Source organism: Brevibacterium picturae (assembly GCF_900105045.1).
In the GTDB taxonomy this organism is placed as follows: Bacteria; Actinomycetota; Actinomycetes; order Actinomycetales; family Brevibacteriaceae; genus Brevibacterium; species Brevibacterium picturae.
In genome coordinates, this window is the sequence record NZ_LT629739.1 from 3,608,267 (window position 1) to 3,634,946 (window position 26,680).

A 26,680-nucleotide genomic window follows, 5' to 3' on the forward strand; every position below is an offset into this window, starting at 1 on the left:
GTCTGTCCTCCCCGGTGGTTTGACGGTGACCACTGAACACATGCCCGGACTGGCCTCGGAGACGATCGGCATCTGGGTCGCGGCAGGATCGCGTGACGAATCGACCGAGACCGCCGGGTCGACCCATTTCCTCGAGCACATGCTCTTCAAGGGAACGGCGACGAAGGACGCGAAGTCGATCGCAGCGGCCTTCGACAGAACCGGGGGAGACTCCAACGCCATCACGGCCAAGGAACTCACCTGCTACTTCTCCCGCTGCCTCGTCACAGACCTGTCAGACATCACTTCTCTGCTCGTCGACATGGTCTCGAACTCGAACCTGGACGCCGAAGATTTCGAACGCGAACGCGGGGTAATCATCGAAGAGCTGGCGATGTCGGCCGATGACCCCGGTGACGTCCTCTTCGACGACTTCGACCAGCTCATCTTCGGCGACCATCCGCTGGCGCGCCCGGTCGGCGCGACCAAGGATCAGATCCGGGTGCTGGGCCATCACACGCTCCTCGAGCACCATGCGACGACCTATGTTCCCCCGCGTCTGGTCATCGCTGCCGCGGGCGGTGCCACCCACGACGAGGTTCTGGGCATGGTCGACGATGCGTTGGCAGGGGCGGGCATCGGTTCCAAGTCCGCCTCTCACGCCTGGGACAGTCCTGCAGGGGGCGGTCGGCCGGTTCTGGCAGCTGGCGTTGGTGATGCCACAGGTGCAAGGGCTCATGGACGTGGCGCTCGTGAGGTTCCTCAGTTCCATTCGGGGCGCTCACACACGGTCAAAGACACCGAACAGCTGGGAATCCTCCTGGGCTGCGAGGGCCTTGAAGAGGGTCATCCGGACCGCTTCGTCTATTCGGTGCTGCTGACGATGCTCGGCGGGGGCATGTCCTCGCGACTCTTCCAGAGCGTGCGGGAAGAACGTGGGCTCGCCTATGCCGTCAACTGCGTGGCAAGCCAGTTCACCGATTTTGGTACGTTCGGCATCTACGCCGGCTGCACCCCGGAGAACGGTCAAGCCGTCGTCGATCTGGCGCTGGCCGAATGGGATCGGTTGGCGCAGGAGGCACCGAGTCGTTCGGAGGTGGACGCGATCGTCTCGCAGCTCTCGGGGTCGATGGTCCTCGGACTCGAATCCTCGGCCGCGCGCATGAACCGCCTGGCCAGATCCGAGATCTTCGGGATCCCACTGGAATCGCCTCTCGACCTCATCGAGCGTGTCCGTTCGGTCACCGCCGAGCAGGTGTCCACGATGGCGGGCGACCTGATGAGCCGGCCGAAGTCGCTGTCCCTCGTCGGACCGCAGACCGACCTCGCGCTGCCGTGAGGCTTCGATGGCTCTGCCGTGAGGTCGAGATGACTCTGTCTTAGGGGCGCAGAGGCGTTTCCTGGGGCGATGGCGCGGAGCCGGATGCCGTGAACATATAGAATGGCTGTACAACAAGAACCGTGTTGTGCAGCCATTTCTGTCTGTGTGGGGAGAGGTTCATGCCCAGAAAGAGCGCATCGGTCCGTCGGGAGGAGATTCTGGCGGCGACTGTGGAGGAGATCGAGAGCACGGGCCTGCGCACCCTCCGAGTCGCCGATGTCGCCGCACGGCTGGGGCTGAGTCCGAGCCTGGTCATCTACCACTTCGTGACGAAGGAGGCGCTCGTCGCCGCAGCCTTCGCGCATGCCGGAGAGAACGATCTCTACCGCGCGCGTCGACTCGCCGCGGCTCGGAAGTCGGCACGAGAGCGGCTGAGCGACGTCGTGCGGTGGTACATGCCGACCGGTTCGACGAGAAGCTGGAAGATCTGGATCGACGGCTGGTCCGCCGGGCTCTTCGACGACGGGGTTCGGTCGACGTTCGCCGCCCTCGACCGTGAGTGGAAGACGATTCTGGCGGGACTCATCGTCGCCGGGTTCGAGGCAGAGGAGTTCCGGTGCTCCGAGACCGGGGAACCGGTGGCAGAGACCGCAGACGCCACTGCCGCCGAGGTGGCCGAGGGCAGTGCCACACGGATTCTTGCCTATCTCGACGGGCTCGCAGTCCAACTCATCTTCAACCCCGAATCCGTCTCCCCGGCCACCCTGGCCGACTGGGTCGACGCCTTCGTCGCGAGCGAATTGGACTGAGCTGCGCACTCACCTGGCATCGCTCTTGACGTGGCAGTCCTCGGGCGGTCAGACTGGTGGTCTCAACCCAACTGAACAGCGATTCAGTTAAACCCTTGGGAGCACCATGTTCATGGACATCACCTGGCAGGATCCGGCCACCGGGGCACACGGATTCGTCGTCATCGACACACTCGTGAGGGGAGCCGCCTCGGGCGGCCTGCGAATGCGCCAGGGATGCACCCTCGAAGAAGTGCGGGGGCTGGCTCAGGGGATGACGCGCAAGGAGGCGATCCACCTTCGTCCTGGCCGCCGCTACGTTCCCGTCGGCGGTGCCAAAGGCGGTATCGACTTCGATCCTCGCGCACCCGGAGCCACAGACATCCTCGAACGGTTCCTCGTCGCCATGAACCCGATCATGCGCACGTACTGGGCACTCGGCGAAGACCTGGGTGTGCGCCAGGGCGACATCGATGACATCCTGACCCGGCGTGACCTCGGAAGCGGGCTGAGCGCCGTCGAGAAGCTGCTGGCCGATCCGAACACGGCCGCAACGCGGGCCGAAACGGCTTTCTCCACGATCATCGACGGCGTGGCCCAAGACGAGCTCGTCGGCGGGCTCGGGGTGGCCACCTCGGTGATTGCAGCACTCGAAGCCGACGGACGGGACCCGTCAGCGGCGAGCGCAGTGATCCAGGGGTTCGGTTCGATGGGCGGGGCGAGCGCCCGATTCCTCGCCGAGGCGGGAGTGCGCATCGTCGGCATCGCCGATGCCGACGGGTTCGTGTCCAACCCGGCCGGCCTCGACGTCGAGACCCTGTTGACGACTCGCGACCCCTTCGGCGGCATCGACCGGGACGCACTGCGACCCGAGGACCAGGACAGTGATCGCGGAGACTGGCTGTCCGCCGACGCCGATGTGCTTGTTCCCGCCGCGGTCAGCTACGCGATCACGAGTGAGAACTGCGGGGACATCCGCGCCGGACTCATCGTCGAGGCCGCGAACATGCCCGTCCTGCCTGATGCCGAAGCCCGACTGTGGGCTCGCGGCGTCACGGTCGTTCCCGACTTCTTGGCGAACTCCGCGACGAATGCCTGGTGGTGGTGGGTGACGTTCGGTGATGTCGACGGCAGTTGGGACGAGAGCAGATCGATCGTGACGACGACTCTGCGCGAGCTGACGCAGGACGTGCTGGGTGCGGCCGCTGGCCAGGGCATCACGCCCCGACAGGCGGCGCAGTCGCGGGTGGACGCGAACCTCGAAGCGCTCCGCAGCGACCAGACGTCCGTCTCAACGGCAGAACGGTAGAGCCATGGACCGGTTCTTCGACCCCGGCAGCATCGCCGTCCTCGGAGCCTCGAACGACCCTGCGAAGTGGGGCTTCTGGCTCTCCGCGGGGGCGCTGAAGGGCACCCACCGGCGCAGGGTCCACCTCATCAACTCCCGCGCCGCCTCGATCCAGGCCCAACCCACCTTCGCACGTCTCGCCGATCTGCCGGAGACCCCGGACCTTCTGGTCATCTCGATTCCAGGCACCGGGGTGCCGGCCGTCGTCGATGAAGCCTTGGCTCTGGGAGTCCGAGCCTTCCTCATCATCTCGGCCCGGGTTCCAGGCGCCGCCGACGTGGCCCAGCGCATCGTCTCCGCGGGCGCACGTCTCATCGGGCCCTCATCCTTGGGCGTCGTCGATTCGAGCAATGAACTCCTGCTGGCCTGGGGCAACTTCACGCCAGGGTCCTTGGCGGTGGTGACCCAGAGCGGGCAGCTGGGAACGGAGATCGCCACCCTCTCCGCACGCAGCGGGCTCGGGATCTCCCGCTTCGCCTCCATCGGCGGACAATCCGACGTCCGGGCAGCAGAGATACTGCGCACCCTCGTCGACGACGCCGACACCGCACAGGTCGTCCTCTACCTCGAGTCCTTCACCGGCGGCAGTGCCCTGGTCTCGGCCATGCAGGCACTGCGGGCGGCCGGAAAGCCCACCATGATCCTCACCACGGGCCAATCCGACGCCGGCGCCAGGCTCGCGCGGTCGCACACCGGGTCGCTCACCTCGGCGATGGACACGGTCGATGCCGCCTGCCGTGCCGCCGGAGCCATCCGACTCTCCACACCCGGTGAAGCCGTCGAACTCGCCGGGGTCCTCGCCACGTCCTGGCTGCCCGCGGGCAGGCGGATCGCCATCATCTCCGACTCCGGCGGGCAGGGAGCGATCGCCGCAGACCGAGCCGAGTCTCACGGACTGCGCGTCGACGTCCTCGACGCCGCCACCCGTGCCCGCGTCGAAGGTCACCTGCCGCAGGCCGGCCATATCGACAACCCGATCGACCTCGACGGGGCGGGGGAGGCGGACCTGTCGGTGCACTCACGCCTGGTCGATGAGCTCCTGGCCGATGAGACGATCGACGCCGTCATTCTCAGCGGGTACTTCGGCTGCTATGGCGAGGACATCCCCGCTCTTCTCGAGGCGGAGCTGACCGAGGTGGACCGGCTGGGACAGACAGTGCGCGGGCACCGCAAGCCCCTCATCGTCCATTCAATGAGCGCCGATTCACGCGCCGTGGCAGCACTGTGGGAGAACTCGATTCCCGTCTACACCTCGATCGAATCGGTCATGCGTGTCGTCGCCAGAGCAGGCTTCTACGCCGCGCACGCCGGGCGCATCACCGAAGCTTTGGAGCAGTCGGGTCCGGTCACGCCCTGGGGGACCGGGTACGGTGCTGCCCGGGACACGATCTCCTCGGCCGGAGTGCCCGTGCCGCGGGCCGTGACCCTGAACCACGGATCCGAACTCGCCGAGGTGCTGGCGGCCTCGGACCTGACACCGCCGTTCGTGCTCAAGGCCGGGTGGCCCGCACACAAGACCGAACTCGGAGCAATTGCCCTCGGGCTGCCCGATGCCGCAGCACTCGAGCACGCCCATGCGGAGATGGTGGCCCGCCTCGGCGAGGGCGAGTACATCGTCGAGGAAATGGACACCCGAGATGACGCCGTCGAGATCCTGGTCGGCGGACGACGCGACGAGAACTTCGGACCCATCGTCATGGTGGGGGCCGGAGGAACCGAGACCGAGCTCTACGGCGACACCTGGTTGGAGCTGGCACCGGTTTCGCATGCGGAAGCCCTCGACATGGTCTCGCGGCTGACCTGCTATCGGCTGCTCACCGGATGGCGGGGACGGTCTGCGGCCGACCTCGACGAGCTGGCCGAGATCATCGTCTCGGTCTCGCGCCTGATTGCGGGCAGCAATGAGATCCAGGAGATCGAGATCAACCCGGTCCGCGTCACACCTGTCGGGGCGCTGGCGGTCGACGCCCTCGTTGTGACCAGCCGGGACGACGACAGCGACAACACTCACGACGGCGTCAGGGAAAGCGGCGACGACGGCAGCGGCAGCGACAGCATTGGCGAGAAGGAGCCACGATGACAGAGGAACAGACAGCGATCACCGGTGGGGCACACCTGGCCAGTGCGCTGAGAGCCGAGGGGATCACCCGCGTCTTCGGGATCCCCGGGACACACAATCTTGAGATCTTCGCACAGCTGGCCGCCGAGGGCATCGACATCGTCTCACCGCGGCACGAGCAGGGCGCCGGATACATGGCCGACGGTGCGGCCCGCGTCACCGGTGACGTGCAGGTCGTCGTCACGACGACGGGACCGGCGGTGTTCAACGCGCTGACCGCGCTGCTGCAGTCATTCACCGACTCGGTCCCGGTCCTGCTCATCAGCCCGGGCATGCCGCTGACCCACCCCGGTCGCGGCAACGGACTGCTCCACGAGGTGCGCAACCAGAGCCAGGCAATCGAAGCGGTCCTCGGTGACAGCCACCGGGTGACGAGCCCCGGTGAGGTGGCCCTGGCTCTCGGACAGGCCCTCTCACACATGCGCACCGGACGCACCCGCCCCGCCTACATCGAGATCCCACTCGACCTCATCGAGGCGACGGGACCCGGATGGCTGCACCCGGCAGTGACCCGGTCCGTGCCGGCTCCGGAACCGTCGGCACTCAGGTCCGCCGCCGAGGCGCTCGCCGGCTCCCAGCGCCCCCTCCTCATCGTCGGGGCCGGGGCACGTCACGCCGGAGCCGAGGTCGCGGAGCTGTCCGAGGCGCTCGGTGCCGGGGTCCTCCTGTCCTCGAATGCCAAGGGCACCATCGATGATTCGTTTGAGAACAACCTCGGCGCCATCGGAGTCCTCGAGGTGCTGCCGGAGGTCCTCGGCGATGTTGATGCCGTCGTCGCCATCGGCACGGAACTGGCTCCCAGCGATTTCTGGCCCGAACCGCTGCCGCTGCCGGACACGGTTGTGCGCATCGACCTCGACGAGGTGCAGATGCTGCGCAACGCCCGTGTCACCCACCCGATCCTCGCCCATGCCAAGAATTCAACGACCGCACTGACGCACCAGCTGCGCCAGACCAGATCGCCCAGCCTCTCAAAGGCGGCAGCCGAGTGGCTGCGCGACTGGCAGGACACGATCACGACCGCGGCGAAGGAGGAGGGCGCACCCTGGGCACAGCTGTGCGGTGCGCTCAACGACTACACCGCCTCGGCGGTCTCACCTGTCGTCGTCGCCGCGGATTCGGCGATGTGCTGCTACTACGGAGTGCAGACCGGATGGACGGCGCGACGAGGCGACCGTTTCCTCTATCCAGCGGGCGCGGGAACCCTGGGATACGGCCTGCCAGCAGGCATCGGTGCGAAACTCGCCGCGCCCGAGGCCAGGGTCGTGGCGATCGAGGGCGACGGGGGAGCGATGTTCACGATCGCCGAACTCTCCGCCGCCGTGCAGGCACGGGTGTGTCTGTCACTCATCATCGTCGACAACGGCGGGTATGGGGAGATCAGGAACGAAATGGCCGATCGCGGCGACACGCCTGCCGGTGTGGCACTGCTGGGACCTGACTTCCCGAGCATGGCGGAGTCGATGGGTGCTCGCGGCCTCCACGTGCAGACACAGGAAGAGTTGGTGACGGCGCTGAAGGAGGCCGAGGAATTCGCCGGTCCGACCCTCATCCACATCACCGAGGACTCACGTGCGGCCGAAGACATGATGGACGCGTTTCGGCCGACCGATACATCGACCGCGACTTCGACCGAGGAGAGGGATCTGACATGAGCTACACACCCTGGCCGCTGAGTGATGAGCAGAACGACATCATCGAACTGTGCGCCACCTTTGCCAAGGACAAGATCCGACCGGCGGGTCGCAGCGTCGACGAGGCGGACACCGAGTCCCCGGTCGAGCTGTTCCGCGAGGCATCGCGCGTGGGCATCACCGACTTCATGATCCCCGAGGACTACGGGGGTGGTGGCTTCACCGACGTATTCACGCAATGTCTGGTCCAAGAGCAGCTGTGCTTCGGCGATCCCGGCATCGGCAACCTCCTGTGCTCGAACGGCTTCTTCGCCGATCCCATCCTGGCGCTGGGAAGCGAGGAGCAGAAGGAGGCATGGCTGCGTCCCCTGACCGGCCCGGATCCGATGTTCACCGCATTGGCGACGACAGAACCGGGCTCCGGATCCGACTCGGCCTCCATCACCACCCGAGCCAGCGCCGTCGAAGGCGGGTACCTGCTCAATGGGCAGAAGGCGTGGATCTCGAATGCCGGCCTGGCCGAAGGCTATGTCGTCTTCGCTAAGACCGACCCGGCGCAGCGCTCACGCGGAGTCACCGCGTTCGTCCTGCCACGCGACACCGAGGGCATGGAATTCGGGGCACCGATGAAGAAGATGGGCCAGCGCGCGATAGTGTGCCGCGAGATCTTCTTCTCCGACTCATTCGTCCCGACCCGAAACCGCCTCGGCGAGGAGGGCCAGGGCTTCTACGGGCTGATGCGGACCTTCGACATCTCCCGCGTCGTCCTCGGTGCGGCTGCTCTGGGCACGGCCAGGGCAGCCTACGAATACGCCCGCGACTATGCACATGAGCGGACCCAGTTCGGCCAGCAGATCATCGAACACCAGGCTGTGGCCTTCCGGCTCGCGGACATGGCCGCGCGAATCGATGCCGCCTGGCTGCAGGTCCTCAATGCGGCCCGGATGATCGATGCCGGTGATGCGGTTCCACGAGAGAAGGTCACCGCCTCGGCGGCGATGGCGAAGCTCAACGCCTCGGAGACCGCGATGTTCTGCACCTGGGCCGGAGTCCAGACCCTGGGCGGGTGGGGGTATTCGCGTGAGCACCCGGTCGAGCAGTGGATGCGCGATGCCAAGCTCGAGGAGATCGAGGAGGGCACCTCAGACATCATGCGGCTGCTCATCTCCCGAAATCTGCCCTGAGCCTGGGACGCCCTGAGACCAGGCCGGTCCTGAGCCTGGGGTACGGAGAACGCGCTCAGGCTCCCGGGGTGAGGAGTCATTTCTGCGTTGAGACGATATTTTCCGAGGTCACATGGCGTCATCTGGAATAGACCCCGCGAATACCGTGTTGTCCGAGATGACACCCTGCTATAGGGTCGAAATGAAGCCACCGATTCTGGTGGACATCAATTCTCTTCAGGAGGAATTTCATGGCTGAGCAGTACGTCCTTCCGGAACTGCCCTACGACTACTCCGCACTTGAGCCGCACATCTCGGCTCGCATCATGGAGCTGCACCACGACAAGCACCACGCAACCTACGTCAAGGGTGCCAACACCGCTGTTGAACAGCTGGCCGAAGCCCGCGAAAGCGGAAACCTTGCCAACGTGCCGAAGCTGACCCGCGATCTCGCGTTCAACCTCGGCGGTCACGTCAACCACTCGATCTTCTGGAACAACATGTCTCCAGACGGCGGCGACAAGCCCGTCGGCGAACTCGCAGCAGCCATCGATGACCAGTTCGGCTCCTTCGACAAGTTCCGTGAGCACTTCACCACGGCAGCCACCACGATCCAGGGCTCCGGCTGGGCCGTGCTCGTCTACGATCAGCTCGGTGGAAACCTCTTCATCGAACAGCTCAAGGACCAGCAGTCGGACATCCAGCTCGGCGGAACCCCGGTTCTCCAGCTCGATATGTGGGAGCACGCCTTCTACCTCGACTACCAGAACGTCAAGCCTGACTACGTCAAGGCTTGGTGGAACATCGTGAACTGGGCAGATGCAGGCGCACGCTTCGACCGCGCCGTGGCTCAGACCAAGGGCCTCCTGCTCGGCTGATAGCCTGACAGACCCCACAGCGGCGGCTCCGGCCCATAGCGGCGGGGCCGCCGTTGTCATGCCTGGACCGACCAGGTGAGCAACCATTCGGGCGTTGGGCAGCCCCGCTAAACGTTGCCCAGCCGCCGGAGGGTTGCTCACCTGAGGCTCAGGCCTCGCTACTCTGGGCACATGACCGCTTTTCTCAGGCGGTGGCACCGCGATGATGCTGCTGCCCTCGCAGAGATCTATGCCCGGGCCGATGAAGATCTTCTCAACAACATCCCTGACGATCCGTCGCTGACCGGCGCGCAGGCTTGGCTCGAAGGAATCCGCACAGCAGAAGCAGACGGGTCCACGGTCGCCCTCGCCATCGTACGCGGTGATCAAACACCCGTCGGCAACGTCATGGCGACAGCCATCGATCGGCGGCATTCGACCGCTTGGATCTCCTATTGGCTCGATTCGAACGCCTGTGGTCAGGGGCTGGCCGCAGCCGGTCTGCGCAGCATCGTCGATCACCTCCACGACGAGCTGGACGTCTATCGCCTCGAGGTGGGCTACCGCGTGAACAATCCGGCATCGGCTGCGGTTGCCGAGAGCGCCGGATTCATCGTCGAAGGTCGTCAGCGGGAGCGATTGCGCTACGACGGAGTCCGTTACGACACGGAAGAATGTGCTCGACTGGTCGGGGATCCACGGTCCCTGCGGCGCAGATTGCCGATCCTTGCGTCCGAGACCGCATCACCTGATGACGATGGCGGCAGCGAGAGTCGTTAGACTGGCCTGCGGAGATCGTCAAGCAAGGAGCCAGAACTTATGAATGCGATTCGAGTAGCCGTCATCGGAGCACAGGGCCGCATGGGCGCCCAAGCTGTCGACGCCATCGGGGAAGCCGAAGGTCTCAAACTAGTCGCAGCTCTGGGCAGCAGCGACTCCTTGGAAATCCTGCGCGAGAGGAACGTCGACGTCGCGGTCGAGCTCACGGTCCCGAAGTCGACCGAAGACAATGTGCGCTGGCTCGTCGAGCATGACATCGACACCGTCGTCGGTACCACCGGGTGGGACAACGAGCGTCTGGCCCGCCTCGAGGAGACGCTTCGCAGCCATCCGAAGACCGGCGTCCTCATTGCCCCGAACTTCTCGATCGGCGCGGTCCTGGCAATGCGGTTCGCGGAACTGGCAGCACCGTACTTCGACTCCGCCGAGGTGGTCGAGATCCACCACACTCGTAAACTTGACGCTCCCTCAGGCACCGCTAACCACACGGCCCAGCGCATCGCCGCCGCCCGCAGTGCGGCCGGCCTGCCGCAGGTCCCCGACTCGACCGAGAGCGATCCCCACGGGGCCCGAGGTGCAGTCATCGACGGTATCCACGTCCACGCCATCCGCCAACAGGGCATGAACGCGCATGAGGAGATCCATCTCGGCTCCAGCGGTGAAGCTCTGACGATCCGCACGGACTCACACTCCACCTCGGCGTTCATGCCGGGAATCGTCACGGCTGTGCGCTCGATCTCCGAGTACACCGGTCTGGTGCACGGTCTCGAGAATATGCTCGACCTCTGATGTCCAAAGGCAAAATCGGGGCGATCGTCGTCTCAGTGGTGCTCGTCTTCTACTTCGTCCTCATGGGGCATCGAGCATGGATACTGGTCAGGGAACCCGATCTGGTTCCTCGACTGATGGGCATCGCCCTCTTCGTCCTGCCCATCATCGGGGCCTGGACGCTGATCGTCGAACTCATGTTCGGTGCACGGACGGAGAAGCTGGCACGCATCCTGAAATCCGAGGGCGGACTGCCGGTCGATGATCTGCCGCGAACCCCAGGTGGGAGAATCATCCGCGAATCCGCCGACGAAGCCTTCGGGCAGTACCAGTCCGAGGCCGAAGCTGCGCCCGAGGACTGGCGGTCGTGGTTCCGTCTCTCCTGCGCCTACGATGCGTGCGGAGATCGCAAGCGCGCCAGGTCGACGATGCGCAAGTCGGTCAATATGTATCGGGCCGTCGCGACTCAGAATTCCTAGCCGACCCGGTTTCCGTTCCCGGTGTCCGATCCTGGTTCGGCCTCCGGTCCGGCTTCAGGCCCGGACTCTGCAGCCGTCTGCCCCGACCTTGCGTCCGGAACGGGTGATGCCGACCGGATGATCGCGGCGATCCCTCCTTCGAGTGGGCCGTGCGCACCGATCGCCAGCTTCCAGATCAGCGCAGATGCAATGAACACGAGAACGTGCAGGCCGAACTCGACGGTCTGGGGTGTCATTGCCTGACCCCCGAGCATCGGGTTGGCCTCGATCCAGGGGCGAGTGATCTCGAGCAGCACGACGTGAGCGGAGTACACGCTCAAGGGCATCGACCCCGGTGCCGTCAGCGGCGACAGCACCCACGTGCGTCGCCCGAGCAGCACCGCCAGGGACTGACAGACGACGATGGTCAACAGCGCAGTCCCGGCCGTGGAGAGTAAGTCGAAGGGCGTGCCCGAATGCGGGCCCGAGATCGCCAGCCACCACCACGACGTCGTCGGCGTCACCCCGTAGCTGCCGGTGAACAGCGCCGCATTGAGATCGGTCCCATACAGTTCAGAGACACGGACCAGAGCGGAACCCCCGCCGGCGATGTTGATGAGCAGCCAGGAGATTCCCTTGCCGACGAGGAACAGTCCGAGACCGGCGGCGAAGAGGGACATGAGGTGCTTGCCGATGTCGATCTTCGCGACAGCCATCCCCAACAGGATGTAGGACAGCCACTGCAGAATCGGGTAGTAGCCGGTGAGCACCAGGTCGTGGAGCATGGTCAGCGGAGTCGCCAGATCGAACCACGACATCGCCGAGTACATCGGCTCCAGCCCGAACTGATTGCGGATGACCATCGACAGCACAGGGCTGAGAACCATCCACACGATCGCGATGATGAAGAGGGACCTGGCCCGCAGGCGCAGGAACAGCATCGCAATGGCGAACATGACCCCATAGTTGACGAGGATGACGGCCAGCAGCGTCGACACCGAGCCCAGGCACAAGCCGATGAAGATGATCGCTCCCGCGCGGATGAGCACACTGGGCACGGCATCGCGCAGACGTCCGGACGCGGACATCCGAGATCGGGTCGAGAGCACCAGCGAACAGCCGGCGAGGACCGCGAACAGGGCCGAGGCGCGCCCCGCGAACACCGCGGCCCAGGTCGGCAGTCCGGCGGGATCGGAGAGGGCGAAGATGTGCGTGACCATCATTGCGAACAGGGCGATCCCGCGTGCGGCGTCGAGACCGAGAAGACGTCCGGCCGGGCTCAGCCGTTTCAGAACCGATTGACCGGTCGCGGTCGCCGAGGCGGGGGAGCGGTGAGTGCTCATGCATCGATTCTTACATGGTCGGGTCCATCCCGGTTGTTCTGCACCGAACAGTGGGGCCTTTCGCCGTTATCAATACCGTGATATGAATAATGGGTCAGCACTCACCCGCATGCATCAAGGACGATCATGTCTTCACTGTTCCCACATCTCTTCGAGCCCATCACGCTGGGCCGGCGGACCATCCGCAACCGCATCGTGTCCTCGGGCCATGACACCGTTCTCGACGATCACGGGATGATCGGCGATGACCTCGTCGCCTACCATGAAGCGCGGGCTCAGGGTGGCTGCGGACTCATCGTTCTGCAGGTCTCCGGCGTCCATGAGACCGCCCGTTATACGAATCATGTGCTCATGGCCACCGACGACTCCTCGGTGCCCGGCTATCGTGCCGTCGCCGAGGCGGTCCACCGTCATGGGACCACCATCTTCGCCCAGCTCTTCCACCCCGGCCGTGAGGTCATGGACGGCGAGCGCGGGATGGCACCGCGGGCCGTGGCTCCCAGCGACGAACCGCAGGAGCGCTTCAAGGTCGTCCCCGAGGCGCTGAGCACCGCCGTGATCAAGGAGATCATCGCCGGATATGCGACTGCGGCCAAGCGCATCGCCGACAGCGGCATCGACGGAGTCGAGATCGTGGCCAGTCACGGCTACCTGCCGATTCAGTTCTTCAATCCGAGGGTGAACACGCGCACCGACGAATACGGCGGCAGCCCGGCCAACCGTCGGCGCTTCCTCACCGAGGTCGTCGCCGGGGTTCGGACAGCCGTCGGTCCCGAGGTCGTGGTGGGATTGCGGATCTCGGGGGAGGAGAAGACGGAGGACGGGCTTGTCGCGACCGAGGTCCTTGACCTCATCGAAGGCCTCGATGCGATGACGACAGGCAGCGGGACCAGCGGCGAGGACGTGGACTGCCTCGACTACTTCTCGATCACGGCCGGGGACTCCTCGACCCTGCAGGGCGCGGTCCACATCGTCCCCTCGATGCAGATCGACCCGGCCTATGCCGCGAGCCTGTCCGAACAGGTCAAGAAGATCACCGACAAACCGGTCATGGTCGCCGGACGGATCAATCAGCCCCACGAGGCGGAGAAGGCCATCGCCGAGGGGCGTACAGACATGGCGATCATGACCCGGGCGATGATCAGCGATCCCGCGATGGCCCGGAAGGCACAGCGCGATGCTGTGGATGAGATCCGTGCCTGCATCGGCTGCAACCAGGCCTGCATCGGACACTTCCAGATGGGTGTGCCCATCTCCTGCATCCAATACCCCGAATCGGGCAGGGAACTGACGTTCCTGCCCCGGCCGAGGGTGAGAACCCGACGTCGTGTGCTCCTCATCGGGGGAGGACCGGCCGGCCTCAAGGCCGCAGCCGTGGCAGCAGAACAGGGAGATGACGTCATTCTCTGTGAACGTGAGCCCCACCTCGGCGGGGCGGTGCTGTTGGCCCAGGAACTGCCATACAGGTCTGAATTCGGGGGAGCCGCAACGAATCTGAGCGCCGAGGCGAGGCGGGCGGGAGTCGATATTCGCACCTCGACGCCGGTGGCCCAGGAGGTCGTCGACCAAGTGGCACCCGATCATGTGATTGTGGCGACCGGTGCCGTCCAGCGCATGCCGCAGCTCGAGGTCGACGACGAGGCCGTTGTATTCGGGGCTCGCGACTATCTGAGTACTCAGCCAGAACTGCCCGCCGGTCGCGTGCTCGTCGCCGATTGGAAGGGCGACTGGATCGGGCTGGGCATCGCCCTGCGCCTGGCCGAGGCCAGGGTGCCGGTGACCTTGGCGACCGCGGCGAACTTCCCCGGGGCAGCGATCCAGCAGTACACGCGCACTCTGCTCATATCCCAGGCCCTGCGGGCAGGAGTCGACTTCGTCAACGACGCCCGCCTGGTTGGGGTCGATGCCGACACCGGGTATCTGCAGTCGACTCTGTGCGAGATCGTCCACGAAGTCGACGGCGTGGCAGCCACGATCGTCTCCGGTGCTCCGCGATCCGTGGTCCCCGATCTCGACTTCGGGTCGGCCAGCGTGCGCACCATCGGCGATGCCCTGGCACCGCGGACCGTGGAGGAAGCGGTCCTCGAAGGACTTGAGGCAGCGAGCAGTTTGGCCGCAGTCTCGTGAGCATCGTGATGGACTCGTGGTCATCGTGACGGAGGCACCGTGAGCCCCCGACCCCAGTACTCCAGCGATGAGGTCGCGTCCCGGAGGGCGATTATCCTCGAGTCGGCGCTTGCACAGATCGCGAAGCGCGGACCGGAGACCGTGCGGATGAAGGACATCGCCGAGGCGGCCGGAGTGTCCGTGGGCACAGTGCAGTATTACTTCGGGTCTCGGGAGGACCTGCTCGTCCGCGCGTTCTCGACCCACAGCGCCTCGGTGGTCAAGGCCATCGCGGGTCTGTCACAGTCTCAGGGTTCAGCGTGGGAGCAGCTGCAGTCCAGCCTGCGGGCCGTCCCGACAATCGGCGATTTCCGGCGACGCTCGCAGGTGTGGATCGAACTCGTCGCCGTCTCGAACCGCAATGGCTATCTGCGAGCCTCGGTCGACGAGGTCTTCGACAATTGGAGTGCACACTTCCGAACGATCATCGACAGGGGCATCCGCGACGGCAGCTTCCGCCCGCAGGCGGGCCCCGACCTCATCGTCGACACACTCATCGCAGCCATCGACGGCTTCGACGTCGCCGTGGTAGCCGGTCGCGCCCCAGCTTCGTCCGACCGGCTCGCGGAGTCCCTCGAACTCATTGCCGCGGGGCTGCTGAGCGTCGACGTGAAAGGCCCACCCGAACGGAAATCGACTCCATAACTCAGTCGAAACCTCATCGGCAGCACCCGAGTCAGGGCCCACACCGTGTGATTCGTCTCTCATGGCTCCGGTCCCATGACTTGCAGACGGTGAACACGCGGCAGGTCGTCGATGCGCCGCATGCCGCCGATGAGCGGCATGCGGCGACGGGCAGCAGTCGGTGAACGGCCAATACACTCGTGGCGCGCGCACGGCCACTGCCGCAGTCGTGGACTGTGCGCGGTATCCTTTTCGTATGGCGATTCTCGGTGATAGCGCAGCAGCCGCTGCGATTGATGCGTTCGGTACTGTCGGCACGGCGATGGTGACGCCGTTCAAGGACGACGGAACCATCGACTATCCTGCCGTGGAGAAGGTCGCGAGTCACCTCGTCGACCTCGGCAACAACATGCTCGTCGTGTCCGGAACCACTGGAGAATCACCGACGACGACCGATGATGAGAAGATCGAACTGCTCAAGGTCGTCCGCGGCGTCGTCGGGCACCGGGCGAAGATCATCGCCGGCACCGGCAACAACGTCACTTCGCACACCATCGATCTGTCCAAGCGCTCGGCGGCAGCGGGCGCCGACGGCATCCTCATCGTCACTCCCTACTACTCCAAGCCGACCCAGCCAGCCATCGCCGCGCACATGAGCGCGGCCGCCGACTCCACCGATCTGCCCGTCATGCTCTACGACATTCCGGGAAGAGCGGGAGTGCCCATCAGGACGGAGACGCTCCTCCGGTTGGCCGATCATCCCAACATCCTCGCGGTCAAGGACGCCAAGGGCGACCTCTTCGCCTCGGCGCAGGTGATGAACCGCAGCTCACTCGTCTACTATTCGGGCGAGGACGCACTCAACCTTCCGCTGCTGGCCCTCGGCGCCCTGGGCGTCGTGTCCGTAGCTGGCCATGTCTGCACCCCGCGTTTCGCCGATATGGTTGCCGCCGTGGCGAACAACGACCTCACCACAGCTCGCGCGATCGCCCTCGACACCGGGGACATGGTCGACGCGCTCATGAATCACATGCCGGGAGTCATCTCGGCCAAGGCCGCATTGCAGGCCCAAGGAATACTCGACAACCGCGGAACTCGAATGCCGCTGCTCCCAGCAGATGAGGAGCAGATGGCACTCGTGGCCGCCCAATTGACCAGGAGTGGTTACCTCAGTGAATAATGCATTGACCCAAGAACTCAAGCTTCCGCCGAAGATGGACCGGGAAGCGGTTCGTATCGTCGCACTCGGCGGCCTCGGCGAAGTCGGACGCAATATGACCGTGTTCGAATACCACGGCAAGCTGCTCATCGTCGACTGCGGCGTCCTCTTCCCCGAAGAGGACCAGCCCGGCGTCGACCTCATCCTCCCCGACTTCTCCTACCTCGACGATCGCCTCGACGACATCGTCGGCCTCGTGCTGACCCACGGCCACGAAGACCACATCGGAGCCGTCCCCTACCTGCTGCGCCGCAAAGCTGATATCCCGATCCTGGGCTCGAAGCTGACGATCGCACTCATCGAGGCCAAGCTCAAAGAACACCGGATCAAGCCGATCACCCGTGAGGTCAAGGAAGACGACCTCGACCAGCTCGGTCCCTTCGACCTCGAGTTCGTCGCCGTCAACCACTCGATCCCTGATGCCCTCGCGGTCTTCATCCGCACCGGGGCCGGCAACATCCTCCACACCGGCGACTTCAAGATGGACCAGCTCCCGCTCGATGGCCGGATCACCGACCTGCGCGCCTTCGCCCGCCTCGGCGAGGAAGGCGTCGACCTGTTCATGACGGACTCGACGAACGCCGAGGTCCCCGGGTTCACCGCCCTGGAGAAAGACATCGGACCGGTTCTCGAGAACCTCTTCGGCCACGCCGAGCGCCGGATCATCGTCGCCTCGTTCTCCTCACACATCCACCGCGTTCAGCAGGTGCTCAACGCCGCAGATGCCCACGGCCGCAAGGTCGCTCTCGTCGGCCGGTCGATGGTGCGCAACATGAAGATCGCTGCGGATCTCGGTTACCTTGAGGTGCCGCGTGGTGCGCTCATCGACATCAAAGAGGTCGAGAAGCTGCCCGATGACCAGGTCGTGCTCATGTGCACCGGTTCGCAGGGTGAGCCGATGGCCGCGCTCTCGCGCATGGCCAACCGCAGCCACCGCGTCGATGTGGGCGACGGCGACACCGTCATCCTCGCCTCCTCGCTCATCCCCGGCAATGAGAACTCCGTGTTCAAGGTCATCAATGGTCTGATGAAGCTGGGCGCCAACGTCATCTCCAAGGCGGACGCCAAGATCCACGTCTCCGGACACGCCTCCGGCGGCGAGCTGCTCTACTGCTACAACATCGTCAAGCCCCGCGGTGTCATGCCCGTCCACGGCGAATGGCGGCACATGCTGGCCAATGCCAGGCACGCCGAGGCGACCGGAGTGAGTCCGGGCGAAATCGTCCTTGCCGACGACGGTTGGGTCGTCGACCTCAAGGACGGCCATGCCGAGGTCGTCGGTGCAGTCGACTGCAACTACGTCTTCGTCGACGGCTCCTCGGTCGGCGAGATCACCGAGGCGGACCTCAAGGACCGTCTTGTGCTCTCGGGCGAAGGCTTCGTCACGATCTTCATGGCCATCAACAGCCAGTCCAAGTCCCTCATCGCCGGCCCCGAGATCCATGCCCGCGGTGTGGCCGAATCCGATTCCGTCTTCGATTCGATCATGCCGAAGGTCACGAAGGCCGTCGAGGATGCGCTCAAGGACGGCACGACCGACCAGTACCAGCTGCAGCAGGTCGTGCGCCGCACGGTGGGACGCTGGGCGTCGTCGAAGCTGCGTCGCAAGCCGATGATCGTCCCCATGGTCGTCATCGTCTGAGTTCGCTCGCCTGAGTTCGCCCCGGCGAGTTCGCACAGATCGCCCGTGGTACACCCTCGAAGGAGGACGCGACACGGGCGATGTGCGTCTCTGGAGTATTTGCTCCCCGGTCTCTGGTCTCCGCGGCCTCGTACAACCAGCGCCGAACAACCAGCGCCGAACAACCAGCCTCGATCAACGCGTCGTCGTGTGCCTGCAGCGCCGATCAATGCGAAGCCCGTGTTCATCGTCACCAGCGACGATGAACACGGGCTTCGCATTGATCGAGGGCGGAACACTCGCTCTGGCGGTCTGCGGGTGCCTCGAGCGCTGTCCTCGGCGAGCTGCCCGCTCATCTGTGCGGCAAGCTCACCCCGATCGTGCACGGAGGCCGCAGGCTCCGTCCTCGACAGGCTCAGTCCTCGGCGGCACTTGTCTTCGCCGACGGTCCGGTCTTTTCCGCCACGAGTTCCTTCCCGGGTGATCTCCGAGCGAGGATGACGGCCACGGTCAGGCCCACGAGCACCGCTCCGAAGACGACGGTCCCGGCGTTGAACCCGAGTCCGTTGATGCCGACGAAGGCCAGGGCACCTGCGGTGAGCGAATAGACGAGCATCGGGATGGAAGTGCGTCTGATCAGCTCCCCCTCGCGTCCGACGAGGCCGACCGTGGCCGAGGCCGCCACGACGTTGTGCACGGCAACCATGTTTCCGGCGGCCCCGCCCACGGCCTGGGCCGCGACGACGGTCTCGGGGCTGGCCGCTCCGATGGCCGTTCCGGTGGAGAACTGGAACTGCGAGAACATGATGTTCGAGACGGTGTTCGATCCTGCGACGAATGCGCCCAGCGCACCGACGAATGGGGCCAGCAGCGGCCAGCCGCTGCCCACCGTGCTGGCGGCGGCTTCGGCCAAGGTCACGGGCATCGAGTCCAGGCCCGAAGTGTTGTAGTCGCCTCCCGAGTTGATGAACACGCGCACCAGCGGCAGCGAACACAGCAGAGCCACGGCGGCCCCGGCGATCTGGCCCCCGGCAATCTTCCACGAGCCGGCGATCTGGCCACCGGTCATTTGGTGGATGAGGTAGGTGAGCAGGCAGGCGATGACGAAGATGAAGCCCGGTGACCACAGAAGGTCCATGTCGGAACTGATCGGAGTGCCGAAGATCTCTTGGATCTTGATGACGGCCGGGCCGGTGAGGAATTCCTTGACCGGGGGCACATTGCGCGTGAACAGCAGGAGCGCGACGACGATGAGGTAGGGCGACCAGGCGCGGATCATCGACATCTTCTTCGTCAGCTCGGCCGCCTCATCGGCCGGGTCCACGGTGCCCATCCAATGTTTGGGCCACATCTCTCGTGGCGCGAAGTCCCAGGTTTTCTTCGGCATGAGGAAGCCGGCCTTGCTCGTCGAGACCACGATCGCGAGGCCGACGAGGCCTCCGATGAGGGAGGGGAACTCAGGTCCGAGGAGGTTGGCCACGAGGAGGTAGGGAACGATCATGGCCAATGCGGCGAAGATGGCGAACGGAGCGATCGCCAAACCGTCGGCGAAGCGTCGATTGCGGCCGAAGAACCCGGTCATCAGGCACGACAGCAGGAGCGGGATGAGGATGCCGCAGACACCGTGCATCAGGGCGACCTGGGCGGCGGTGTGCGCGACGAACTCACTCTGATTGAGTCCGAGCTCGGCGGCCCTGGCGGCCACATCGGAGGACATGCTGCCGTCCTCCTGGGACAGCCCCGTGCCGATTCCGACGACCATGGGCGTGCCCACGGCGCCGAAGCTCACGGGGGTGGATTGGATGATGAGGCCGGCGAGGACTGCTGCGATGGCCGGGAAGCCCAGGGCCAGCAGCAGCGGGGCGACGACCGCAGCGGGAGTGCCGAAGCCTGCCGCACCTTCGATGAAGGAGCCGAAGAGCCAGGCGATGATGATGACCTGGACGCGCCGGTCGGGTGAGATCGAGACGAAGCCGGCGCGGATCGTCTGGATCGCTCCGGAGCGGGTGACCGTAGCCAGGAGCAGGAGTGCGCCGAAGACGATCCACAGCAGTCCGATGGCAGTGAGCAGACCCTGCACCACGGAGGCACCGATCGTCACCCACTCGATCTGCCAGGCGAAGTTCGCAACCAGTGCGGCCGCCACTAGGCCGATCGGCATCGCATACTTCGCCGGCCAACGAAAGCCGATGAGCAGGATTCCTGCCAGGAGGATGGGGGACAGCGCCAAAAGCGCTGCGACAGCGAGGTTGTCCATCGTGATTCCGATCCGCGGCGTCCTTGCCGCTTGGTCGAGGAGTCCGGCCCGGCGACCGCCACCGGATGGTGAGCAGTCGACACGGTTTCGACTCCGCTAACGAAGTACCTGCGATCATCGTGCCTGGCCGGGGGCCATGCCGTCAATAGATTCTCGCGTCTCACCTCGAGGGAAGCGTTTGACGAGATGTGCATCACCTCCTATCCTTTTCGTTGTGTGAACAATTAATTTCACGATGTGAAAGTTTCGCAGGCTAAACCCCGTTGCCAGCGATCAGCGATGCACTAGTGAATGTGCCGACTTAGGAGAACCACCGATGACTGCTCATATCGAGAATCTGGACATTCCAGAAGGCATGGAAATCACCGGCGAACTGCCGGACGGGGCAGAGAAGGTGCTCACCCCGAAGGCCCTCGAACTCATCGTCGAACTCAACCGGAAGTTCAATGGGGTCCGTCTCGAACGACTGGATGCCCGCAAAGAGCGCCAGGCTCAGATCGCCGCCGGCGCCGACCTCGACTTCCTCCCCGAGACCGCCGAGATCCGCAATGATCCGAGCTGGCAGGTCGCACCGCCGGCTCCCGGCCTCGAGGACCGGCGTGTGGAGATGACCGGGCCGACGTACAAGAAGATGACGATCAACGCCCTGAATTCCGGCGCCAAGGTGTGGCTGGCCGACCAGGAGGATGCGAACACCCCGGAGTGGGGCTCGGTCATCGGCGGGCAGCTCAACCTGCTCGACTCGCTCAATCGCGAGATCGACTTCACCTCGCCCGAGGGCAAGTCCTACACCCTGGCCCCCGATGAGGAGCTGCCGACCATCGTCGTCCGCCCCCGCGGCTGGCACATGCCCGAGAAGCACATCCTCGTCGACGGCGAGGAGACCTCGGGGTCCCTCGTGGACTTCGCGCTCTACTTCGCCACTGCCGGGCAGATCCAGATCGAGAAGGGCAAGGGCCCGTACTTCTACCTGCCGAAGATGGAATCGCACCTCGAGGCGCGCCTGTGGAATCAGGTCTTCGACCACGCCGAGGACGCCTTCGATCTGGCCCGGGGCACCATCCGCGCCACCGTGCTCATCGAGACCTACCCCGCGGCCTTCGAAATGGAGGAGATCCTCTACGAACTGCGCGAGCACTCCTCAGGTCTCAACGCCGGCCGCTGGGACTACATCTTCTCTGTGATCAAGAACTTCCGGTCCCGCGGCTCCGACTACCTGCTGCCTGATCGGTCGGATGTCACGATGACGGTGCCGTTCATGCGCGCCTACACCGAACTCCTCGTGCGCACCTGCCACAAGCGCGGCGCGCACGCGATCGGCGGCATGTCCGCCTTCGTCCCATCGAAGGACAAGGACGAGAACGAAGCCGCCTTCAACAAGGTTCGCGAAGACAAGTCACGCGAGGCCGGCAAGGGCTTCGACGGCTCCTGGGTTGCCCATCCCGGCATGGTCGCCCTCTGCAAGGAGGTCTTCACCGAGACTCTGGGTGAGAATGCCAATCAGATCGAGAACAAGCGCGAGGACGTCTCCGTGTCCGCCGCGGACCTCCTCGACGTGAAGTCGACCCCGGGGTCGATGACGGAGAAGGGTCTGCGGACCAACGTCTCCGTGGGCATCCGGTACCTGCGTGCCTGGCTCGAAGGAAACGGTGCTGTTGCCATCAACGGGCTCATGGAAGACGCCGCGACCGCGGAGATCTCACGGTCCCAGGTCTGGCAGTGGATGGACGCCGGAGTCGAGCTCGACACCGGAGTCACGGTCACCGCGGACCTTGTGCGCCAGGTCGTGGCCGAAGAGGTCGCGAAGCTGCCGGGCGAGAAGTCGGACTGGAAGGATGCCACCGACACGTTCCTGTCCGTGGCCGTTGCCGATGAGTACGTCGACTTCCTCACGCTGCCGGCCTACGCCCGCATGCCCTGAGTATGCTCGATGCCCTGAGTCTGGGCCGCATGCCCTGAGTCGGCCCGGTTCATGAGTCTCACCAGGTAAGAACGCCGTCGAAAATGTGCCGCGGAGCACATTTTCGGCGGCTTTCTTCGTTAAGCTCGACACCATCAGCGCAATGGAGGCGGAAGTGGACATGAGCAGAATCGAATCGGTTCTCGGACGGATCGAACCGCATTTGCCACCGCAGGCGATCGTCACCGATGAGAACGAACGCAAGACCTACGAGTGTGACGGTTTAGCCGTGCACCGGACCGTTCCGGCCCTGGTCGTCCGCGTCACCTCCACCGCCGAGGTGGCCCTGGCCGTGCGCGCCTGCCATGAGTTCGACGTCCCCTTCGTCGCCCGCGGATCGGGCACCGGCCTGTCCGGTGGAGCCCAGCCGCATGCAGAGGGCGTGCTCATCGTCATGTCGACGATGCGCGACATCCTCGACATCGATCCTGCCGCCCAGCGTGCCATCGTGCAGCCCGGGGTCATCAACCTCAATCTCTCCAATGAGGCCAACCCTCACGGCTACTACTTCGCGCCGGACCCCTCGAGTCAGAGCGTGTGCTCGATCGGCGGCAACGTCGCCGAGAACTCCGGCGGCGCCCACTGCCTCAAATACGGTTTCACCACCAATCACGTCACCGGGGCCACCCTCGTCACCGCCCAGGGAGACATCGTCGAAATCGGGGGAGACGCCCCCGAATACCCGGGCTACGACCTCCTCGGCGTGCTCTGCGGATCCGAAGGGACGCTGGGGATCGTGACCGAGGTGACCGTACGACTGACCCGGCTTCCCGAAGCGGTCGAGACACTGCTGATCGGATTCGAATCGACCGATGCGGCCGGGGAGGCAGTCAGTGACATCATCTCCGCCGGGATCATGCCCGCCGCCATCGAGATGATGGACGCGCTGGCCATCGAAGCCGCAGAGAAGGCCGTGGCCTGCAACTACCCCGAGGGCGCCGGTGCGGTCCTCGTGGTCGAACTCGACGGACCGGCCGTTGACGTCGAACTCGAGCGGGAGACCGTCATCGCCCGGGCGAGGGACCACGGCGCCGGCGAGATCAGGGTCGCCGTCGACGATGTCGAACGCGGTCTGATCTGGAAGGGCCGGAAATCGGCCTTCGCGGCCGTCGGTCGGATCAGCCCCGACTACATCGTCCAGGACGGAGTCATCCCACGGTCTCGGCTCGGACCGGTGCTCGCCTCCATCTCGACGATCGCTGAGGAATGCGGTGTGCGCGTGGCCAACGTCTTCCATGCCGGAGACGGCAACCTGCATCCGCTCGTGCTCTTCGACGGCAGTGTCGAAGGCCAGACCGATCTTGCCGAGACCGCTTCGGGGCGGATCCTCGACCTGTGCCTGAGCGAAGGCGGTTCGATCACCGGGGAACACGGGGTCGGCTCCGACAAGGCCAAATTCATGCCGCGCATGTTCACGAATGAGGACCTCGACACGATGCAGATCCTGCGGTGCGCATTCGATCCCGACTATCTGTCCAACCCGGGAAAGGTCTTCCCGACACCACGGCTGTGCGGGGAACCACCTCGGCGGACATCGGGGGAGCACCCGTTGCAGGCAGCAGGAAAGGCGGAGCTGTTTTGACCGAGGAACTTCCCCGACTCGCCCGGCCGGACAGCGTTGAGGAGCTGTCCGAACTCGTGACCCGCGCGCACCGCGACTCTCGCCCCATCGGCGTCTACGGCGGCGGGACAGCGCTCGACGATCATCCGCCGGGACGCACTCCGGGCCTCCTGATCGACATGGGAGGACTCGATGAGGTCATCGAACATTCTCCCGGCGACCTCATCCTCGTCGCCGGGGCCGGGGCCACGATCTCCGAACTCAACGACGTCGCCGCCACCGGAGATCAGCAGCTCCTCCCGGATTTTCCCGCCGACCGCACGGACTCAGGGTCGACATTGGGCGGAGCCATCGCCACCCGGGCTGTGGGGCCACGGCGCATCGGCCGCCTGCCTCTGCGCGAAGTCGTCCTCGGAGTCACCGTCGTCCTCGCCGACGGCACGATCGCGAAGGCCGGCGGCAAGGTCGTGAAGAACGTCGCCGGCTACGACCTTGCCAAACTCATGACCGGATCCTGGGGGACGCTGGGAATCATCGCCAGCGCCGCAGTCCGGTTGTACCCGAAACCGAAAACCCAGGGTTACGTCGAGATCCCCGGCGCCGAGGCTGCGCTCGGAGTCCTCGGCTCCCAGGTGGCACCGGCGGCAGTCGACATCGACCGGTCGCCGGGCACAGAGGCCACGACCGTCGTCATGGTCGAAGGACTCCCGGAGTCGGTCGAGTCCCGAACCCGGCAGATCATCGAGGCCAACCCCGGCGCGAAGGCGGGCATCGAGCCGAGCTGGTGGGCACGTCGGGCTCAGGCCCCCGTGACGATACGGGCCTCGGTCTCACCGGCGCTGGTGCCGGAGCTGGTGGCTCAGATCGCCCGCCTCGAGGACACCATCGGGTACCCGATCCAACTGCGCGGGTCCGCCATGGGTGTCTTCGACCTCGGCGTCGGCGGCCTCGACACCGATCCCACGATCGCGACCCGGGTCGTACTCGAGCATCTGCGCACTTGGGGGCAGAAGCAGCTGAGCGCGACCGTTCTGTGTGCCCCCGCCTCGGTGTGGGGCGACGTCGATGCCTGGGGCGAGATCCCCGGGTTCGGACTCATGCGCACCATCAAAGACCAGTTCGATCCGGATGGTCTGCTCTCACCCGGACGTGGAATAGGAGGACTGTGATGTCATGTGATTGCGGTGGCGCAGGAGGCTGCCAGGGCGGCGGTGGCGGCGGCGCGTCCGTCCCCAACGACACGTCCGCCTGGGGCACAACGTCAGCACAGGGTGCAATGTCGGAGCCGACACCTCTGGAGACGACGATGGCGACCGCTGGCCAGGCCACGATGGAGATGGCCCCGCCGACGCTGGACCATTCGGCCTTCGACGTCTTCAACCCACCGGACCCGGGGCTCATCGCCGACTGCGTCCACTGCGGCTTCTGCCTTCCCGCATGTCCGACCTACCAACTCTGGGGAAATGAGGAGGACTCACCGCGCGGACGCATCTACCTCATGGAGAAGGGCCTGGAAGAGGGGCCGATGACCGCCTCCATGGTCGAGCACTTCGACGCTTGTCTTGGCTGCATGGCCTGCGTCAGCGCCTGCCCGTCCGGGGTCCAGTACGACAAGCTCATCGAAGCCACCCGCGGGCAGGTCGAACGCAACGGCAAGGAGCATCGCAGCCGCGGCGAGGTGGCTCTGCGCGAGGCGATCTTCCAACTGTTCCCGTACCCGGACCGTCTCAAGACTATGCTGGCACCGCTCAAGCTCTACCAGCGCACGGGCCTGTCCAATGTCATTCGCAAGTCCAAGATCCTCGAGAAGCTTTCACCGACCCTGGCCACGATGGAGGCCATCGCACCGCCGGTGACGAAGAAGGTCAGCATTCCCGAATCGAACCCGCCGCGCACCGCCGAAGGTGCGAGTGTGCCGGTCAGGGCCCGGGTGGGGATGCTGCTCGGCTGTGTGCAGCGGACCTTCTATCCTCAGGTCAATGCCGCGACGGTGCGTGTGCTCAATATGGAGGGCTGTGAAGTCGTGGTGCCCCAGTCGCAGGGGTGCTGCGGTGCGCTGTCGGTCCATGCCGGGCGCAGCGAGGAAGGGGAGGACTTCGCACGCAGAATCGTGGACACATTCACCTCGGCGGACGTGGACTATCTCGTCGTCAATTCCGCCGGCTGCGGGTCGACGATGAAGGAGTACGCCGACATCCTCGCAGATGACCCTGCCTATGCGGGGCGCGCGAAGGAGCTGTCGGACAAGGTCAGGGACGTGACCGAGATCCTCGTCGAGCTCGGGCCCAGCGCCCCACGGCATCCGGTGGTCGACGGCGGGCTGCGCGTGGCCTATCATGACGCCTGCCACCTCTCCCACGCCCAAGGGGTGCGCAACCCGCCACGCGAACTGCTGGGCCAGATCCCCGGGATCGAACTGGCTGCGATCAAGGACGCCGACACCTGCTGCGGCTCGGCCGGCATCTACAACCTCGTTCGCCCGGAGGCCGCCCGCGAATTGGGGGACAAGAAAGCCACGAACATCGCCGCCACCGGAGCCGAACTCGTCGTCACCGGCAATCCCGGATGCTTGCTGCAGGTCACCGACGCGCTGCGCAGACAGGGAGAGGCGACCCTGCCGACGGGCCACACGATCGAACTCCTCGATGCCTCACTCACCGGAGCGGGAGCCGGGGACCTGCTGGCCCGGTGAAGCATACGGCGCAGCTGCGCAG

20 protein-coding genes are annotated in these 26,680 nt (G+C 65.3%); 18 read left to right on the forward strand and 2 right to left on the reverse strand.

Going from position 1 to position 26,680, the window contains the following annotated elements; translation table 11 throughout:
• Positions 1-25: 25 nt before the first annotated feature.
• The 10 genes from BLT92_RS16520 (at position 26) to BLT92_RS16565 (ending at position 11,236) form a co-directional block, all read left to right on the forward strand.
• The gene (locus tag BLT92_RS16520; protein WP_092109533.1) at positions 26-1,318 is read left to right on the forward strand and encodes a M16 family metallopeptidase; all 1,293 of its coding nucleotides are present in this window, start codon (positions 26-28) and stop codon (positions 1,316-1,318) included.
• Between the two features lie 161 nt (positions 1,319-1,479).
• A complete protein-coding gene (locus tag BLT92_RS16525; RefSeq protein ID WP_092107338.1) occupies positions 1,480-2,109 on the forward strand; it encodes a TetR/AcrR family transcriptional regulator in 630 nt (209 codons plus the stop codon).
• Positions 2,110-2,215: 106 nt separating this feature from the next.
• Positions 2,216-3,397: a Glu/Leu/Phe/Val dehydrogenase dimerization domain-containing protein gene (locus tag BLT92_RS16530; RefSeq protein ID WP_092107340.1), complete on the forward strand. Its 1,182-nt coding sequence runs from the start codon at positions 2,216-2,218 to the stop codon at positions 3,395-3,397.
• Positions 3,398-3,401: 4 nt separating this feature from the next.
• On the forward strand, positions 3,402-5,516 hold the full coding sequence (locus BLT92_RS16535; protein ID WP_092107342.1) for an acetate--CoA ligase family protein: 2,115 nt from the start codon (positions 3,402-3,404) through the stop codon (positions 5,514-5,516).
• On the forward strand, positions 5,513-7,210 hold the full coding sequence (locus BLT92_RS16540) for a thiamine pyrophosphate-binding protein (RefSeq protein ID WP_092107344.1): 1,698 nt from the start codon (positions 5,513-5,515) through the stop codon (positions 7,208-7,210). Before BLT92_RS16535 ends, BLT92_RS16540 begins: the two co-directional genes overlap by 4 nt.
• On the forward strand, positions 7,207-8,373 hold the full coding sequence (locus BLT92_RS16545; RefSeq protein WP_092107346.1) for an acyl-CoA dehydrogenase family protein: 1,167 nt from the start codon (positions 7,207-7,209) through the stop codon (positions 8,371-8,373). The genes BLT92_RS16540 and BLT92_RS16545 overlap by 4 nt, the downstream gene beginning before the upstream one ends.
• Before the next feature lie 230 nt (positions 8,374-8,603).
• The gene (locus tag BLT92_RS16550) at positions 8,604-9,230 is read left to right on the forward strand and encodes a superoxide dismutase (RefSeq protein ID WP_092107348.1); all 627 of its coding nucleotides are present in this window, start codon (positions 8,604-8,606) and stop codon (positions 9,228-9,230) included.
• 171 nt (positions 9,231-9,401) lie between these two features.
• Positions 9,402-9,989, forward strand: coding sequence for a GNAT family N-acetyltransferase (locus tag BLT92_RS16555; protein WP_092107350.1), 588 nt, complete (start codon positions 9,402-9,404; stop codon positions 9,987-9,989).
• A gap of 39 nt (positions 9,990-10,028) precedes the next feature.
• Positions 10,029-10,778 (forward strand): 4-hydroxy-tetrahydrodipicolinate reductase, encoded by a 750-nt coding sequence (gene dapB, locus BLT92_RS16560; RefSeq protein ID WP_092107352.1) that lies wholly within the window; start codon positions 10,029-10,031, stop codon positions 10,776-10,778.
• Positions 10,778-11,236: a hypothetical protein gene (locus BLT92_RS16565; protein ID WP_092107354.1), complete on the forward strand. Its 459-nt coding sequence runs from the start codon at positions 10,778-10,780 to the stop codon at positions 11,234-11,236. The genes dapB and BLT92_RS16565 overlap by 1 nt, the downstream gene beginning before the upstream one ends.
• On the opposite strand, the gene BLT92_RS16570 is transcribed toward BLT92_RS16565, so the two are convergent.
• Positions 11,233-12,558 (reverse strand): heparan-alpha-glucosaminide N-acetyltransferase domain-containing protein, encoded by a 1,326-nt coding sequence (locus BLT92_RS16570; RefSeq protein ID WP_092107356.1) that lies wholly within the window; start codon positions 12,556-12,558, stop codon positions 11,233-11,235. The two genes, BLT92_RS16565 and BLT92_RS16570, sit on opposite strands and share 4 nt — an antisense overlap.
• Positions 12,559-12,684: 126 nt before the next feature.
• Between BLT92_RS16570 and BLT92_RS16575 the strand changes: the two genes are divergently transcribed.
• The 4 genes from BLT92_RS16575 to BLT92_RS16590 all read left to right on the forward strand — a co-directional run bounded on the left by BLT92_RS16575 (position 12,685) and on the right by BLT92_RS16590 (position 18,209).
• Entirely contained in the window at positions 12,685-14,685 is a 2,001-nt protein-coding gene (locus BLT92_RS16575; protein WP_092107358.1) for an oxidoreductase, read from the forward strand.
• Between the two features lie 39 nt (positions 14,686-14,724).
• On the forward strand, positions 14,725-15,369 hold the full coding sequence (locus BLT92_RS16580; RefSeq protein ID WP_092107360.1) for a TetR/AcrR family transcriptional regulator: 645 nt from the start codon (positions 14,725-14,727) through the stop codon (positions 15,367-15,369).
• A gap of 235 nt (positions 15,370-15,604) precedes the next feature.
• Positions 15,605-16,528 carry a 4-hydroxy-tetrahydrodipicolinate synthase gene (gene dapA / locus BLT92_RS16585; protein WP_092107362.1) on the forward strand — a complete coding sequence of 308 codons (924 nt, stop codon included), beginning with the start codon at positions 15,605-15,607 and terminating at the stop codon, positions 16,526-16,528.
• Between the two features lie 34 nt (positions 16,529-16,562).
• The gene (locus tag BLT92_RS16590) at positions 16,563-18,209 is read left to right on the forward strand and encodes a ribonuclease J (protein WP_092109536.1); all 1,647 of its coding nucleotides are present in this window, start codon (positions 16,563-16,565) and stop codon (positions 18,207-18,209) included.
• A gap of 394 nt (positions 18,210-18,603) precedes the next feature.
• Here the strand turns inward: BLT92_RS16590 and BLT92_RS16595 are convergent, their stop codons facing one another.
• Positions 18,604-20,445 (reverse strand): L-lactate permease, encoded by a 1,842-nt coding sequence (locus BLT92_RS16595; protein ID WP_092107364.1) that lies wholly within the window; start codon positions 20,443-20,445, stop codon positions 18,604-18,606.
• Between the two features lie 316 nt (positions 20,446-20,761).
• Here BLT92_RS16595 and aceB point away from each other — a divergent pair, with 316 nt between their 5' ends.
• The 4 genes from aceB to BLT92_RS16615 all read left to right on the forward strand — a co-directional run bounded on the left by aceB (position 20,762) and on the right by BLT92_RS16615 (position 26,658).
• A complete protein-coding gene (aceB, locus tag BLT92_RS16600; protein ID WP_092107366.1) occupies positions 20,762-22,366 on the forward strand; it encodes a malate synthase A in 1,605 nt (534 codons plus the stop codon).
• Positions 22,367-22,526: 160 nt separating this feature from the next.
• Positions 22,527-23,987 (forward strand): FAD-linked oxidase C-terminal domain-containing protein, encoded by a 1,461-nt coding sequence (locus BLT92_RS16605; RefSeq protein ID WP_172802611.1) that lies wholly within the window; start codon positions 22,527-22,529, stop codon positions 23,985-23,987.
• Positions 23,984-25,135, forward strand: coding sequence for an FAD-binding oxidoreductase (locus BLT92_RS16610; protein WP_157691481.1), 1,152 nt, complete (start codon positions 23,984-23,986; stop codon positions 25,133-25,135). Before BLT92_RS16605 ends, BLT92_RS16610 begins: the two co-directional genes overlap by 4 nt.
• A gap of 107 nt (positions 25,136-25,242) precedes the next feature.
• On the forward strand, positions 25,243-26,658 hold the full coding sequence (locus BLT92_RS16615) for a heterodisulfide reductase-related iron-sulfur binding cluster (protein WP_231938886.1): 1,416 nt from the start codon (positions 25,243-25,245) through the stop codon (positions 26,656-26,658).
• Positions 26,659-26,680: the final 22 nt, after the last annotated feature.

Excerpts from the sequence above, each read along its gene's own strand:
- BLT92_RS16605 (WP_172802611.1), top strand. The coding sequence starts at position 22,527 with ATGAGCAGAATCGAATCGGTTCTCGGACGGATCGAACCGCATTTGCCA.
- BLT92_RS16535 (WP_092107342.1), top strand. The coding sequence starts at position 3,402 with ATGGACCGGTTCTTCGACCCCGGCAGCATCGCCGTCCTCGGAGCCTCG.
- BLT92_RS16545 (WP_092107346.1), top strand. The coding sequence starts at position 7,207 with ATGAGCTACACACCCTGGCCGCTGAGTGATGAGCAGAACGACATCATC.
- BLT92_RS16525 (WP_092107338.1), top strand. The coding sequence starts at position 1,480 with ATGCCCAGAAAGAGCGCATCGGTCCGTCGGGAGGAGATTCTGGCGGCG.
- BLT92_RS16530 (WP_092107340.1), top strand. The coding sequence starts at position 2,216 with ATGTTCATGGACATCACCTGGCAGGATCCGGCCACCGGGGCACACGGA.
- BLT92_RS16565 (WP_092107354.1), top strand. The coding sequence starts at position 10,778 with ATGTCCAAAGGCAAAATCGGGGCGATCGTCGTCTCAGTGGTGCTCGTC.
- BLT92_RS16595 (WP_092107364.1), bottom strand. The coding sequence starts at position 20,445 with ATGGACAACCTCGCTGTCGCAGCGCTTTTGGCGCTGTCCCCCATCCTC.
- BLT92_RS16540 (WP_092107344.1), top strand. The coding sequence starts at position 5,513 with ATGACAGAGGAACAGACAGCGATCACCGGTGGGGCACACCTGGCCAGT.
- BLT92_RS16590 (WP_092109536.1), top strand. The coding sequence starts at position 16,563 with ATGGACCGGGAAGCGGTTCGTATCGTCGCACTCGGCGGCCTCGGCGAA.
- aceB (WP_092107366.1), top strand. The coding sequence starts at position 20,762 with ATGACTGCTCATATCGAGAATCTGGACATTCCAGAAGGCATGGAAATC.
- dapA (WP_092107362.1), top strand. The coding sequence starts at position 15,605 with ATGGCGATTCTCGGTGATAGCGCAGCAGCCGCTGCGATTGATGCGTTC.
- BLT92_RS16575 (WP_092107358.1), top strand. The coding sequence starts at position 12,685 with ATGTCTTCACTGTTCCCACATCTCTTCGAGCCCATCACGCTGGGCCGG.
- BLT92_RS16550 (WP_092107348.1), top strand. The coding sequence starts at position 8,604 with ATGGCTGAGCAGTACGTCCTTCCGGAACTGCCCTACGACTACTCCGCA.
- BLT92_RS16570 (WP_092107356.1), bottom strand. The coding sequence starts at position 12,558 with ATGAGCACTCACCGCTCCCCCGCCTCGGCGACCGCGACCGGTCAATCG.
- BLT92_RS16615 (WP_231938886.1), top strand. The coding sequence starts at position 25,243 with ATGTCGGAGCCGACACCTCTGGAGACGACGATGGCGACCGCTGGCCAG.
- dapB (WP_092107352.1), top strand. The coding sequence starts at position 10,029 with ATGAATGCGATTCGAGTAGCCGTCATCGGAGCACAGGGCCGCATGGGC.
- BLT92_RS16555 (WP_092107350.1), top strand. The coding sequence starts at position 9,402 with ATGACCGCTTTTCTCAGGCGGTGGCACCGCGATGATGCTGCTGCCCTC.